Source organism: Streptomyces sp. NPDC030222 (genome assembly GCF_055573115.1).
Map to the genome: position 1 here is coordinate 16,894 of NZ_JBVICA010000023.1, position 14,945 is coordinate 31,838.

Annotated in this window: 7 protein-coding genes; all 7 read left to right on the plus strand. The window is 71.8% G+C overall.

Annotated elements, in window-relative coordinates; all coding sequences use genetic code 11:
* Positions 1-564 precede the first annotated feature (564 nt).
* The 7 genes from ACZ4Z5_RS27375 to ACZ4Z5_RS27405 all read left to right on the plus strand — a co-directional run bounded on the left by ACZ4Z5_RS27375 (position 565) and on the right by ACZ4Z5_RS27405 (position 14,858).
* A complete protein-coding gene (locus ACZ4Z5_RS27375; RefSeq protein WP_468267302.1) occupies positions 565-2,958 on the plus strand; it encodes a sodium-translocating pyrophosphatase in 2,394 nt (797 codons plus the stop codon).
* Between the two features lie 279 nt (positions 2,959-3,237).
* Entirely contained in the window at positions 3,238-3,948 is a 711-nt protein-coding gene (locus ACZ4Z5_RS27380; protein WP_468267304.1) for a small secreted protein, read from the plus strand.
* 145 nt (positions 3,949-4,093) lie between these two features.
* Positions 4,094-5,599: a DUF7059 domain-containing protein gene (locus ACZ4Z5_RS27385; protein WP_468267306.1), complete on the plus strand. Its 1,506-nt coding sequence runs from the start codon at positions 4,094-4,096 to the stop codon at positions 5,597-5,599.
* Positions 5,600-6,110: 511 nt separating this feature from the next.
* Positions 6,111-6,341, plus strand: a complete 231-nt coding sequence (locus tag ACZ4Z5_RS27390) for a hypothetical protein (RefSeq protein ID WP_468267308.1) — start codon at positions 6,111-6,113, stop codon at positions 6,339-6,341.
* A gap of 288 nt (positions 6,342-6,629) precedes the next feature.
* Positions 6,630-9,470, plus strand: a complete 2,841-nt coding sequence (gene topA, locus ACZ4Z5_RS27395) for a type I DNA topoisomerase (RefSeq protein WP_468267310.1) — start codon at positions 6,630-6,632, stop codon at positions 9,468-9,470.
* A gap of 450 nt (positions 9,471-9,920) precedes the next feature.
* Positions 9,921-13,442 carry a dTMP kinase gene (gene tmk / locus ACZ4Z5_RS27400; RefSeq protein ID WP_468267312.1) on the plus strand — a complete coding sequence of 1,174 codons (3,522 nt, stop codon included), beginning with the start codon at positions 9,921-9,923 and terminating at the stop codon, positions 13,440-13,442.
* 210 nt (positions 13,443-13,652) lie between these two features.
* Entirely contained in the window at positions 13,653-14,858 is a 1,206-nt protein-coding gene (locus tag ACZ4Z5_RS27405) for a DNA polymerase III subunit delta' (RefSeq protein ID WP_468267314.1), read from the plus strand.
* The last annotated feature ends 87 nt before the right edge of the window (positions 14,859-14,945 follow it).

A 14,945-nucleotide genomic window follows, 5' to 3' on the forward strand; every position in this document is an offset into this window, starting at 1 on the left:
GTGAGCCGTGAGCCGTGAGCCGTGAGCCGTGAGCCGTGAGCCGTGAGCCGTGAGCCGTGAGCCGTGAGCCGTGAGCCGTGAGCCGTGAGCCGTGAGCCGTGAGGCCGCGGCGGCCCGCGCGCGAGGCCATCGTCGGGCGCGCCCTCGCTCCACGGCGCTCCCCTGTGCCCGTGTGCACCCTGCTCCGGGGACGCGAGTCCGTGTGTGCCGGGGGCGCGAGGCCGCCGCGAACCTCCGTATGCATCGAGGCTCGGCCAATCCGCGCGGGCACGAGCCTGCCGCCGGGCTGTTCCGAGGGTGCCTGCCACTCGAACGGTCCAACGTTCCGGAATTCTGATCGTTTCATTTCACGGCCCTGCTGAGCAGGTCCTTTTTTCATTTACCTAGATCATGGATCACCGGTCAATGCTTTTGCCCCATTACCGCTTTCGAGTGCTCCTCCGGGGCGCGATCTTTTGATGCTGACGGGGCGAAGGTCAATTCCATTTGCGGCACCCTGTTTTGATCAGGTTCCGCTCCCTACAATCCGTCCACATCTTGAGCTCTGAACGTCAAGGAGGACGAATGGCGGGGCTCGTCAACGCACAACAGTCCGACGCCACATCTCTCGCAGCCGCGGTACTCACCGAAGAAAATCGGCTGATCGTGTTTGTGATCGGCGCGGTCGCCCTCGCAGCACTGGTCGTCGCCCAGTTGCTGGTGCGGCAAGTGCTCTCGGCAGGCGAGGGCACCGATTCCATGAAGAAGATCGCGGCGGCCGTCCAGGAAGGCGCGAATGCCTATCTGGCCCGGCAGTTGCGTACCCTCGGCGTCTTCGCCGTCGTCGTGTTCTTCCTGCTGATGCTGCTGCCGGCCGACAACTGGTCGCAGCGCCTGGGGCGTTCGATCTTCTTCCTGATCGGTGCTCTGTTCTCGGCTGCGACCGGATACATCGGTATGCGGCTCGCCGTGCGCAGCAATGTGCGCGTCGCCGCAGCCGCGCGGGAGGCGACGCCGGCCAAGGGTGAGCCGAAGAAGGACCTGACGGCGGTCGCGCACAAAGCCATGAAGATCGCTTTCCGTACGGGTGGCGTGGTCGGCATGTTCACGGTGGGCCTCGGCCTGCTCGGTGCTTCGTGCGTCGTCCTCGTCTACGCGGCCGACGCACCCAAGGTGCTGGAGGGCTTCGGCCTCGGCGCGGCGCTGATCGCCATGTTCATGCGAGTCGGCGGCGGTATCTTCACCAAGGCCGCGGACGTCGGCGCCGACCTGGTCGGCAAGGTCGAGCAGGGCATCCCGGAGGACGACCCGCGGAACGCCGCGACCATCGCCGACAACGTCGGCGACAACGTCGGCGACTGCGCCGGCATGGCCGCCGACCTGTTCGAGTCGTACGCCGTCACCCTGGTCGCCGCCCTCATCCTGGGCAAGGCCGCCTTCGGCGACGCAGGACTGGCCTTCCCGCTGATCGTTCCGGCGATCGGCGTGGTCACCGCGATGATCGGCATCTTCGCGGTCGCCCCGCGGCGCGCCGACCGCAGCGGGATGACGGCCATCAACCGCGGCTTCTTCATCTCCGCCGCGATCTCACTGACTCTGGTGGCCATCGCCGTCTTCGTCTACCTGCCGTCCACCTACGCCGAGCTGTCCGGCGTCTCCGAGGCCTCCATCAGCGGCCACGCCGGGGACCCGCGCATCCTGGCGCTGGTCGCCGTCGCCATCGGTATCGTCCTGGCCGCTCTGATCCAGCAGTTGACCGGCTACTTCACCGAGACGAACCGCCGTCCCGTCCGGGACATCGGCAAGACGTCGCTCACCGGTCCGGCCACCGTCGTCCTCGCCGGCATCTCCATCGGCCTGGAGTCCGCCGTCTACACCGCGCTGCTGATCGGCCTCGGCGTGTACGGGGCGTTCCTGCTCGGCGGCACGTCCATCACGCTGGCCCTGTTCGCGGTGGCGCTGGCCGGAACCGGCCTCCTCACCACGGTCGGTGTCATCGTCGCCATGGACACCTTCGGCCCGGTGTCCGACAACGCGCAGGGCATCGCCGAGATGTCCGGCGACGTCCAGGGCGAGGGTGCCCAGGTCCTCACCGACCTGGACGCGGTCGGCAACACCACCAAGGCCATCACCAAAGGCATTGCCATCGCCACCGCGGTCCTTGCGGCCGCCGCACTGTTCGGCTCGTACCGCGACGCGATCGCGACCGCCGTGGCCGAAGTCAACGCCAAGGCCGGGCAGATGGGCCTGTCGCTGGACATCTCGCAGCCCAACAACCTCGTGGGGCTGATGCTCGGCGCCGCCGTGGTGTTCCTCTTCTCCGGCCTGGCGATCAACGCGGTGTCGCGTTCCGCCGGAGCCGTGGTCTTCGAGGTGCGGCGGCAGTTCCGCGAGCACCCCGGAATCATGGACTACACCGAGAAGCCCGAGTACGGCCGTGTCGTGGACATCTGCACCAAGGACGCGCTGCGCGAACTGGCCACTCCCGGCCTGCTCGCCGTCCTCGCCCCCATCGCGGTCGGCTTCACCCTCGGCGTCGGCGCGCTCGGCTCGTATCTGGCCGGCGCGATCGGCACCGGCACGCTGATGGCGGTGTTCCTCGCCAACTCCGGTGGCGCCTGGGACAACGCGAAGAAGCTCGTCGAGGACGGCCACCACGGCGGCAAGGGCAGCGAGGCCCATGCAGCGACCGTCATCGGCGACACCGTCGGCGACCCGTTCAAGGACACGGCGGGCCCCGCGATCAACCCGCTGCTCAAGGTGATGAACCTCGTGGCGCTGCTGATCGCTCCCGCGGTCGTGCAGTTCAGCTACGGCCAGAACGCCAGCCCCGCGGTGCGCGCGCTGGTGGCGACCCTCGCGATCCTGATCGTGGTCGGGGCCGTCTATGTGTCCAAGCGGCGCGGAGTGGCCGTGGGCGACGACAGCGGGTCCGCTGAGCGGTCCACCAAGTCGCCGGATCCGGCGGTGGTTTCCTGATCCGCGCACTACCGGCCTGAACCCTGCACGACCGGTTCCGGCCCCGTGCAACCGGCGGGCGGACGGCGCGTTCTGATGCGCCGTCCGCCCGCTCCTTCTTCCTCGCCCTGCCGCTTCTGCGCCGATGCCCGGACAGCAGGCCGCGGCGGCGGTTCTCGTGAGCCTTCTCTCTCTTGGTGCAAATGGCTTCAATAGGCATCAGAAGGGACACTCGCACATGGGTGTCGCCCACATGGCGTGTATGTTCCGGGGCCGAGAGCCTTGGAAGGGACCGAACCGGTGAACAAGAAGCTTGCGGCCGCACTGTCCGGCGGCGCGGTACTGATGCTGGCCCTGTCGGGATGCACCACCGCCGAGGAGAAGGACGGCGGCGACAAGGTGAACGACTGGGCCAAGAATGTCTGCGACCAGGCCCAGCCCCAGCTCCAGAAGATCGCCAACGCCAACGCGGCCATCCAGCAGCAGACCGCCGACAACAGCAAGCCGGCGGACGTCCAGAAGACCGACGCCCAGGCCTTCCAGCAGATCTCCGACGCCTACAAGGCGCTCGGCGCCGCGGTCCAGGGCGCGGGCGCTCCCCCCGTCAACGACGGTGCGACGACCCAGCAGAACGCCGTCAAGGAGCTCCAGGCCTCCTCCACCGCGTACGCGAACCTGAAGAAGAAGGTCGACGAGCTGGAGGTCAAGGACCAGGCGAAGTTCGCGGAAGGCCTCAAGGGCGTCGCCGACGAACTGGAGAAGATCAGCAAGTCCGGTGACGACGCGCTGCAGAAGCTCCAGTCCGGTGAACTCGGAACGGCCATGTCGGGCCAGCCGGGCTGCCAGAAGCCCACGCCGTCCGCGCCGCCCGCCGCGCCTCCCGCGGACGGGTCCGGGAAGCCTTCTGGTTCCGCTTCGTCGAAGGAAGGGGCCTCGTCGTCCGCGTCGCCCAAGGCGGGCGGCGGGGTCGGTGCCTCCGTGTCGTCCTCGGCGTCCGCTGCGGCGAACTAGCGCCCGCGGCCGGCGGCAGCCGGCGACCTCAGCGTGCGTGCGTTCCGTACCTGCGTCGCCCCGTGCCCCGTAGCGCGCCGGTGACCATGGCGCGCTGCGTACGGCAGCGGGCGCCGTCGTCGCCGGTACGCGACACAATGGCCGGGTGAGTACGACCAGCCTCCCCGCGCCGGACGGCGCCGCCCGCCTCCGCACAGCCCTCGTCGCCGCCGAGTTCACTGCCGACGGACTGCTCGAACTGCTCGGCGCGCCCGCGTACGCCGCGCTCGCCCGCAGTGAGACCGTCCCCGCGCTGCGCGCCACCCGCGGCGACAGCTCGCTGGAGACGCTCGTCCGGCTGTTCCTGCTGCAGGAGCAGGTGAGCGTCGACCGGGCGCACGCCGCGCTGCCCCTCGACGAAGCGCTCGCGGACGGCTGGGTCACCAAGGACGGCGACGGAATCCGTGCGACCGTCGACATCCGCCCCTACGGCGGCCCGGACGGCCAGGACTGGTTCATCGTCTCCGACCTCGGTTGCGCGGTCGGCGGAGCGGGCGGCGCGGCCGGTCGTGACGAGGGCGTCGTGCTCGGCGTCGGCGGCGCGTCCACCACCCTTGCCGGCATCACCGTCCGTACGCCCGTGGGCTCCGCGCTCGACCTGGGCACCGGCTCGGGCATCCAGGCGCTGCACGCCACCCAGCACGCCACGCGCGTCACCGCCACCGATCTCAACCCGCGCGCGCTGCAGTTCACCCGGCTCACGCTCGCCCTGTCCGGCGCGCCTGCGGCGGAACTGCGCGAGGGTTCCCTGTTCGAGCCGGTGGCGGACGAGACGTACGACCTGATCGTGTCCAACCCGCCGTTCGTGATCTCGCCGGGCGCCCGGCTCACCTACCGGGACGGCGGCATGGGCGGGGACGACCTGTGCCGCACCCTCGTCCAGCAGGCGGGCGAACGGCTGAACGACGGGGGATACGCACAGTTCCTGGCCAACTGGCAGCACGTCGAGGGGGAGGACTGGCAGGACCGCCTGCGCTCCTGGGTGCCGCGCGGATGCGACGCCTGGATCGTCCAGCGCGAGGTGCAGGACATCACCCAGTACGCCGAGCTGTGGCTGCGGGACAGCGGCGACCACCGCACGGACCCGGCCGCGTACGCCGCGCGGTACGACGCCTGGCTGGACGAGTTCGAGGCTCGCAGGACCAGGGCCATCGGCTTCGGGTGGATCACGCTGCGCAAGAGCGGGTCGGAACGGCCTGCCATCACGGTCGAGGACTGGCCGCACCCCGTCGAACAGCCGCTCGGCGCCGCCGTTCTGGCCCATTTCGAACGCCAGGACTATCTGCGGACGCACGACGACGCGGCGCTGCTCGCCGGTCACTTCGCGCTGGCCCGAGAGGTGATGCAGGAACAGGTCGGGCTTCCCGGAGCCGAGGACCCCGAGCACGTGGTGCTGCGGCAGAACCGCGGGATGCGCCGGGCCACCAAGGTCGACACCGTCGGAGCGGGATTCGCCGGCGTCTGCGACGGCACGCTGAGCGCCGGGCGGATCCTCGATGCCATCGCCCAGCTCGTCGGCGAGGACCCGGTGCTGCTGAGGGACCGTACTCCGGCGCAGATCAGACTGCTGATCGAGCAGGGCTTCCTGGATCCTGCCGACCCCGCCGCGTAACCGCCGTACGTGAGGGCGGCACAGCGACGGCGCTCGGTTCCGCATCGGGCCCGGCGGACCCGCGCCGTGCGAGTGCCGGCTCGGGGGACCGTGTGACGGACGGTGTGCCGGGATCCGTACGGACGGCTCCGCGGCAGGCACCCGGGTGACCGACCCCCGCCCCCCCGACCCTCGGGCTGCGGGCCGTGGGGGAGCGGGCCCGCGGATAGGGGCCCGCTCCGTAGTCCTTCCGGTGGACGCCGTCCCGTCGTCGTGGCGCAGTCCCCCGTACGCCGGGTGAGCCGGCGCGGCATGCGCAGGGGACGAGAACCGGCCGTTCCGCCCCCGGCCACGGCCGCCTGGAATCCATTGCTCAGCCGCTGGGAACCCGTGGCTCCGCCGGCGGGAATCCGCGGCTCCGGCCGTCGGAACCCATGGCACCGGACCCCGGTCGGGCGACACGGCGAACCGTCATCCTGGAGTTCACCTCGTGTTCGCCGGTTCTGTGCCCGCAGGTGCCAGGATCCGGGCCATGACGACGATCGGCACAGCGGCGGCGGGCGCCGCGGAGGCCGGACCCGCGCTGTTCGCCGGGACGGTGTTCGCGTTCTTCGGCGCGGCGCTGCTGCTCTGGACCACCATGCGTGTGATGCACCGCGCTCCGGTCGCCCACGGCGTCAGCCCGGTCGTGTCCGCCGTCCTCGCCGTGGCCTTCGGTGTGGCGTCCCTCGCTATCGGAGTGTGGTGCTTCACTCGCATTTGATCATCAAAAAGTAAAAAGTCTCTTCTCGGACATCCTTCCTCCCCTGTATTCCCGGGCCTTGCCGGCGCTCCGGCCTGCGGTTCCCGGGTGTCCTTGGCCGGTCCGTGCGGCAGGAATGGCGGTAGTCGGGTTACCGTTCGAGTGGCCGTTGCGGGCTTTCGCCGTTTGACACGGGGGCGGGTTGTACCGTCACACTCCGCAGCGTCACCGCAGACCGACCGCACGATCGACCTCCCGCGGACCCTGTCCGAGGGAAACCCCAGTGCCGACCGGAGAGAAGAGCCAAAGTTGTCCCCGACCCGCGAGACCGCACAGGGCGGCCGCCGACTCGTCATCGTCGAGTCGCCTGCCAAGGCGAAGACGATCAAGGGCTACCTCGGCCCCGGCTATGTCGTCGAGGCGAGCGTCGGGCACATCCGCGACCTCCCGAACGGTGCCGCAGAGGTGCCCGAGAAGTACACCGGCGAGGTGCGCCGGCTCGGCGTGGACGTCGAGCACGACTTCCAGCCCATCTACGTGGTGAACGCCGACAAGAAGGCTCAGGTCAGGAAGCTCAAGGAACAGCTCGCGGAGTCCGACGAGCTCTACCTCGCCACCGATGAGGACCGTGAGGGCGAGGCCATCGCCTGGCACCTGCTGGAAGTCCTCAAGCCCAAGGTCCCGGTCAAGCGCATGGTCTTCCACGAGATCACCAAGGCCGCGATCCAGGAGGCCGTCGCCAATCCGCGCGAGCTGAACAAGCGCATGGTCGACGCGCAGGAGACCCGCCGTATCCTCGACCGGCTCTACGGCTACGAGGTCTCCCCGGTGCTGTGGAAGAAGGTCATGCGCGGCCTCTCCGCAGGCCGTGTGCAGTCCGTCGCCACCCGTCTGGTCGTCGAGCGGGAGCGTGAGCGCATCGCCTTCCGCTCCGCCGAGTACTGGGACCTGACCGGTACGTTCTCCACCGGCCGCGCCGGTGACGCCTCCGACCCGTCGTCACTGGTCGCCCGGCTCGCCACGGTCGACGGCCGGCGTGTCGCCCAGGGCCGTGACTTCAACGCCGCCGGACAGCTCAAGGGCGACGCCCTGCACCTCGACGAGGCGAACGCCCGCTCGCTGGCCGCCGCCCTCGCCGACACCTCGTTCGCCGTGCGCTCGGTGGAGTCCAAGCCGTACCGGCGCTCCCCGTACGCGCCCTTCCGTACGACGACCCTCCAGCAGGAGGCCTCCCGCAAGCTGGGCTTCGGGGCCAAGGCCACCATGCAGATCGCGCAGAAGCTGTACGAGAACGGCTTCATCACCTACATGCGTACGGACTCCACGACGCTGTCCGACACCGCCATCACGGCGGCCCGGGCCCAGGTCACCCAGCTGTACGGCGCCGACTACCTGCCCGAGAAGCCCCGGGTCTACGCGGGCAAGGTCAAGAACGCCCAGGAGGCGCACGAGGCGATCAGGCCTTCGGGTGATCGTTTCCGCACCCCGGCCGAGACCGGACTGACCGGCGAGCAGTTCAAGCTCTACGAGCTGATCTGGAAGCGGACCGTCGCCTCCCAGATGAAGGACGCCGTCGGGAACTCCGTCACCGTCCGGATCGGCGGCATCGCGAGCGACGGCCGGAACGCGGAGTTCTCCGCGTCCGGCAAGACCATCACCTTCCACGGCTTCATGAAGGCCTACGTGGAGGGCGCCGACGACCCGAACGCCGAGCTCGACGACCGCGAGCGCAGGCTGCCGCAGGTCGCCGAGGGCGACGCGCTGGCCGCCGAGGAGATCACCGCGGACGGCCACGCCACCAAGCCGCCGGCCCGCTACACCGAGGCCTCGCTGGTCAAGGAGCTGGAAGAGCGCGAGATCGGCCGGCCGTCGACGTACGCGTCGATCATCGGCACGATCCTCGACCGCGGCTACGTCTTCAAGAAGGGCACGGCGCTCGTCCCGTCGTTCCTGTCCTTCGCCGTGGTCAACCTGCTGGAGAAGCACTTCGGCCGGCTCGTCGACTACGACTTCACCGCCAAGATGGAGGACGACCTCGACCGCATCGCCCGCGGCGAGGCACAGGCCGTGCCGTGGCTGAAGCGCTTCTACTTCGGCGAGGGTGCGGGAGAGGGCGGCGCCGCAGCGGCCGGCAACGGCGACGGCGACCACCTCGGCGGACTGAAGGAACTGGTCACCGACCTGGGCGCCATCGACGCCCGCGAGATCTCCTCCTTCCCCGTCGGCAACGGCATCGTGCTGCGCGTCGGCCGCTACGGCCCGTACATCGAGCGGGGCGAGAAGGAGCAGGAAGGCCACCAGCGCGCCGACGTCCCGGGCGACCTGGCACCCGACGAGCTCACCGTCGAGCACGCCGAGGAACTGCTCGCCAAGCCCAGCGGTGACTTCGAGCTGGGCACCGACCCGGAGACCGGTCACGAGATCGTCGCCAAGGCCGGCCGCTACGGCCCGTACGTCACCGAGATCCTTCCCGAGGGCACTCCGAAGACCGGTAAGAACGCGGTCAAGCCGCGCACGGCGTCGCTCTTCAAGTCGATGTCCCTCGACACGGTGACCCTGGAGGACGCACTGCGGCTCATGTCCCTCCCGCGGATCGTCGGCACCGACGCCGAGGGCGTCGAGATCACCGCGCAGAACGGCCGCTACGGCCCGTACCTGAAGAAGGGTACGGACTCGCGGTCCCTCGAGACCGAGGACCAGCTCTTCACCATCACGCTGGACCAGGCCCTGGCCATCTACGCCCAGCCCAAGGCGCGGGGACGCGCCGCCGCGAAGCCGCCGCTGAAGGAACTGGGCACCGACCCGGTCAGCGAGCGTCTCGTCGTCGTGAAGGACGGCCGTTTCGGCCCGTACGTCACGGACGGCGAGACCAACGCCACCCTGCGGACGGGTGACAGCGTCGAAACGATCACTCCGGAGCGTGGCTTCGAGCTGCTCGCCGAGAAGCGCGCCAAGGGCCCTGCGAAGAAGACGGCGAAGAAGGCCCCGGCAAAGAAGACGGCGGTCAAGAAGACCACGGCGAAGAAGACGGCCGCCAAGAAGACCACGACGGCCAAGAAGACCGCGGCGAAGAAGACCACCACCGCGGCCGCCAAGAAGACCGCGGCGGCGAAGACCGCGGCGGCTCGGACGGCGACCGCGGAGGACTGACCCGCCTGCGTCGGCGGCGCCGGGCGGGCGGTCTTCCTGGGCTGCTTTCCCGGGCTTGGCAGAGAAAGGTGCCCTTCGTGCGGCGGTGAGCGGTCCGCCCGGAGCGTGCGGTCGCCCCACCGGGCGGGATCGCGTCCCACGGGGGGCGGGGCCGTCCGTCCCACAGGGCCGTCCCACAGGGCCGTCCAGAGGGGCGCCCCACAGGCACAGGGTCGTTCCACGGGGCGCGCCGTCCAGTGGGCGGGGCCGCCCGACCGGGGAAGGCCGTCCCATGGGCCGGTCCCGGTCCGATGAAGCGCGGTTGCCTGGGGTTGCGAAGGCACTGGGTCACGTAGGCATGCAGCCCCGGTGTCCCGTCCGTGCGCCGTTCCGTGCCCTCCCGCGCCGTCCTGTACGACCGTACGTTCGGACGGGGCCCGGCGGTACGGCCGGTCCGGATAGGCTGGGCGGATGACGCGAGCCGAGCAGCCACCGGTCGTGAACCCCGCCTCCGACGCCCTTGCCGCGGACTCACGCGAGCGCGCCGTACGGGCACTGTTGCGCATCCCCCTGCTACGACGACTGTGGAGCGCACAGTTCGTCGGCGGGGTGGGCGACGCCCTCGCGGTGCTCGTCCTCCTGCTCCTCGCATTCCAGGCGGCCGTCTCCGAGCGCGCCTTCGGCGGTGGCTACCGCGGCGCGGCGTTCGCCGTCGCCGCTGTCCTCGGGGCCCGGGCCCTCGCCACCCTGCTCGCCGGAGCCGTGCTGCTCGGACCGGTCGCGGCGCTCACCGCGCACGGAGGCCCCCTCGACCGCCGTTGGACCATGATCGGCGCGGACGGGCTGCGGCTGCTGCTGCTGCTCGTCGCCCCCTTGTGGATCGTGTGGACACCCGAGCAGGCCCTGATCCCGATCCTCGCGACCGTCTTCGTCGCCGGTGTCGCCGAACGGCTGTGGACGGTGGCCAGGGAGAGCGCCGCTCCCGCCCTGCTGCCCCCGCCCCCGCCGGAGGGCGCGGCGGTACGGCCGCTGCCGGACAGCATGGACGCCCTGCGCCGACTGACCCTGCGCACCACGTTCGCAGCCGTTCCCGTCGCTGCGGCGGCCCTGCTGGTCGCCACCCTGATCAGCAATCTGCTCGGCTCGGGCATCGAGTGGTTCACGCTGCACCAGGCGGCCCTCGGCTCGTACGTGGCGGCCGGACTCTTCGCCGCGTCCGCGTCCGTCCTGTCGCTCATGGAGCTCCCGGACGACCGGACCCCGCGGCCCCGCTCCCCGCTGGAGGGCCTGCGCCGCCCCAGCACCGGCAACGGCCCCGACAAGGGCCGCACCGGTGCGGTGCCGCTGCTCGTCCTGGCCTGCGGGTCGGTGACCGCGGCCATCGCCGCCGCGGCAGCGGTCGCGGTGCTGGACGCCGCCGACCTCGGTGGCGGTCCGGTCACCTTCGCCCTGCTCGTCCTCGCCCTCACCGGCGGCACGGGTGTCGGCATCCGCGCCGCGTCCGCCGGCAAGGTGCTGCCCCGGCTCTCCCGGCGCCGGCTGCTCGCCCTCGCGATCGCCGTCACCGGCATCGCACTGCTCGCCATGGGCCTGGTCCCGGACACCGCGACCGTCCTGATGATCGCCGTCGTCGCCGGAGTGACCGCCGGAATCGCCGCGAACACCGGCCACACCCTCATCGATCAGGAGACGGAAGAACCCCGGCGGGCGCGTACCACCGAACACCTCCAGGCCGTGGCCCGGGTCTCGCTCGCCCTCGGAGCCCTCGCCGCCCCGCTGCTCGCCGCGGCCATCGGCCCGCACCGCCTGGCCAGCGGCGACTTCGTCTTCGCGCACGGCGGGGCCGCGTTCACCCTGATGCTGGTCGGTGCCCTGCTGCTGCCCGTCGCCGTCGTCGTCCTCGCCAAGACGGACGACCGGCAGGGCGTGCCGCTGCGCCGCGACCTGAAGGACGCCCTCCGGGGCGGAGACCCGGCCCAGGCGCCGGCCCCCACCGGCTTCTTCATCGCCCTGGAGGGCGGTGACGGCGCGGGGAAGTCCACCCAGGTGGAGGCGCTCGCCGAGTGGATCCGGGCCAAGGGCCACGAGGTCGTGGTCACCCGCGAGCCCGGTGCGACGCCCATCGGCAAGCGGCTGCGGTCCATCCTGCTCGACGTTTCGTCGGCCGGGCTGTCCCACCGCGCGGAGGCGCTGCTGTACGCCGCGGACCGCGCGGAGCACGTCGACACCGTCGTGCGCCCCGCCCTGGCGCGCGGTGCGGTCGTCATCACCGACCGGTACATCGACTCGTCCGTGGCCTACCAGGGCGCGGGCCGCGACCTCTCGCCGACGGAGATCGCCCGCATCTCGCGCTGGGCGACGGACGGACTCGTCCCGCACCTCACCGTGCTGCTCGACGTCTCGCCCGAGACCGCCCGGGAGCGCTTCACGGAAGCCCCCGACCGGCTGGAGTCCGAGCCACCCGAGTTCCACGCACGGGTACGGGCCGGATTCCTCGCCCTCGCCGCCGCCGACCCGAGCCGGTACCTCGTGGTCGACGCCGGCCAGGAGCCCGAAGCCGTCACCACCGTCGTACGCCACCGGCTCGACCAGGTCCTGCCGCTTTCCGAGGCCGAGATCGCGGCCCGCGAGGCCGCACGGAAGGCCGCCGAGGAGGAGGCCCGCCGCAAGGCCGAGGAGGAGGCCCGCCGGAAGGCGGAGGAGGAGCGGCTGGAACGTGAGCGGCAGGAACAGCTCGCCAAGCTCCGTGCCGAGGAAGAGGCCCGCAAGCAGCGCGAGGAGGAAGAGGCCCGCCGCCGCGAGGCCGAGCGGCAGGCGGAGGAGGCCCGGCAGCGGGCCGAGGAGGCGCGCCGGCTCGCGGAGGAGGAGCGTGTGCGCCGCGAGGCCGAGGAGAAGGCCCGCGCGGCGGAGGCCGAGCGCCGGCGCCGCCAGGCCGAGGAAGAGGCCCGGCTGCGTGCCGAGGCGGAGGAAAGGCGCCGCGAGAAGCAGCGGAAGGCCGAGGAGGCGCTGCTGAAGGCGGAGGAGGCACGCCGGGCGGCGGAGGCGGCCGGCGGCGCCGCGGCGACGGCGGCTACGCCTCCGCCGGTGGCCGGCACCGGGCACCGGCCGGACGGCGATGCTGCGCACAGGCCGGACGGCGACGCTGCCGAACCGGGCACAGCTGCCGGCCCGGAGGCCGTCCGTCCGGGGGCTGTTCGACCGGACGACGAGCTGACCGTCCCGACGCCCGTCGTCCGGTACCAGCCGAAGCGCGTGCTTCGCCCCGACGACGTGACCGAGGAGGTTCCTGCGCCTCCGCGCGTCGACATGCGCAAGACCGATGCGCCCGGCGACGTGCCCGGGGTCGAGATGGGCAAGACCGATGCGCCCGCCGACATGCCCAGGGTCGACATGCGCAAGCAAGACGAGCAGCCGACGGTGAGCGCGGACGCCACGCGCCCGGAGCCGACGCGTTCCGACGCCGGGCGCCCCGGAGCGCCCCGTCCGGACGTAACGCCTGCGGACCCTTCGCAGGAGGCGGAGACGACGGTGCTGCCGCAGATTCCCGCGGACGAGGCGGGAGCCGGGCGGGGATCGGCCCGCCCGTACACCGCCGGCCCGGGCACAGCCGGCCCCGACGCGGCCGAGACCGCCGTCATGCCGCCCGTACGGGACGAGGACCGTTCCACGCAGGCCGTCGACGAGACCGCGGTGCTGCCGCCCGTACGCCCGGGCGGCGAGCAGCCCGCCGACCGGGTGCCGCCCGGCATCTTCCGTGACGAGCGATCGCCGGGGACCGGGCCCGACGGGTCCGACGGCGTGACGCGGGAGCTCCCGCAGGTCGCCCCGGAACGCCGCCGCAACCGGCCCGCATGGGCGGAGGAGACCCCCCTCGACGATCTGCCGACGCTCGCGGACGAGCTGCTCGGCGGGTTCGACTCCGATGCGGCCCAGGACGACGAGGGGGACGACGGCGGCAAGGGAAGGCGTCGTCGCGGGGGCGGACGCGGCTGATCGCGGGCCACCGGGGGCACCGGTTCGGTGAGCGGACCGGGAGGGGCCGGAGCCGGGAGGGCCGGGGACGGCAAGGAGCCGCCTCCTCCGGTCCTCGGCTCGGCTCCTGTACGGCTCGCACGTCCCCCGGTACCTCCGGCGTGACCGGACTGTCCGACCCCTGCCCCACAATGGGACAGGCAAGCAACCATGCGGGAAGGGGCGCTGACCGTGGCCGTCTGGGACGACCTGGTCGGACAGGACCACATCAAGGACCAACTGCTGGCCGCTGCCCGTGAGGCCGACGCGCGGGTCACGGCGGAGGCGGCGGGCGAGGCCGTGCTGCCGTCGTCCAAGATGACGCACGCCTGGTTGTTCACCGGTCCGCCCGGCTCCGGCTGGGACACGGCCGCGAGGGTGTTCGCCGCCGCCCTGCAGTGCACCAGCCCCGACCGTGCCCTCGGCGGCGCCCCCGGCTGCGGCTTCTGCGACGGGTGCCACACCACCATGGTCGGCACGCACGCCGATGTGCAGATCGTGCGCACCGATCAGCTCTCCATCGGCAAGGCCCAGGCCAAGGAGCTGGTGCGCGGTGCCCAGATGGCACCGGCGGGAGGCCGCTGGCAGGTCATCATCGTCGAGGACGGCGACCGGCTCACCGAGGACTCCGGGAACGTGCTGCTGAAGGCGGTCGAGGAGCCCGCCCCGAGGACGGTGTGGCTGCTCTGTGCGCCCTCGCCCGAGGACATGCTCCAGACCATCCGGTCGCGCTGCCGCCATGTCGGCCTGCGCACCCCGCCGGTGGAGGCCGTCGCTGACGTGCTGATCAGGCGCGACGGCATCGACCCGGCCCTGGCCCACCAGGCGGCCCGCGCCACCCAGGGACACATCGACCGGGCACGGCGCCTCGCCACTGATGAGCGGGCCCGTGCCCGGCGTGCCACCGTGCTCACCCTGCCGCTGCGCGTCGCGGACGTCGGCAGCTGCCTCAAAGCGGCTCAGGAGCTGGTCGACGCCGCCGAGGAGGACGCCAAGCAGGTCGCCGAGGAGGTCGACGCCAAGGAGACCGAGGAGCTGAAGGCGGCGCTCGGCGCGGTGGCGGGGGGCCGTATGCCGCGCGGTACGGCGGGCCTGATGAAGGAGCTGGAGAAGAAGCAGAAGAGCCGGGCGACGCGCACCCAGCGCGACAGCCTCGATCTGGCGCTCACCGACCTGACCGGCTTCTACCGGGACGTTCTCGCCCTGCAGCTCGGTTCGTCCCGAGCACTCGCCAACGACGACAACCGTGACGCCCTCGGCCGGATCGCCGGCTCGTCCACGCCCGAGCGGACGCTGCGCCGGATAGAAGCGATCTTCGCGTGCCGTGAGGCACTGGACCGCAATGTAGCCCCGTTGCTGGCCGTCGAGGCGATGACGATGGCCCTGCGCGCCGGCTGACCCGCCCCGACGGCCGAGCGGCCTGCCCGACCTCTCACCGGCAGGCGACGCGAGCGAGGGGACGCCCCCACACCGTCGACTGGACCA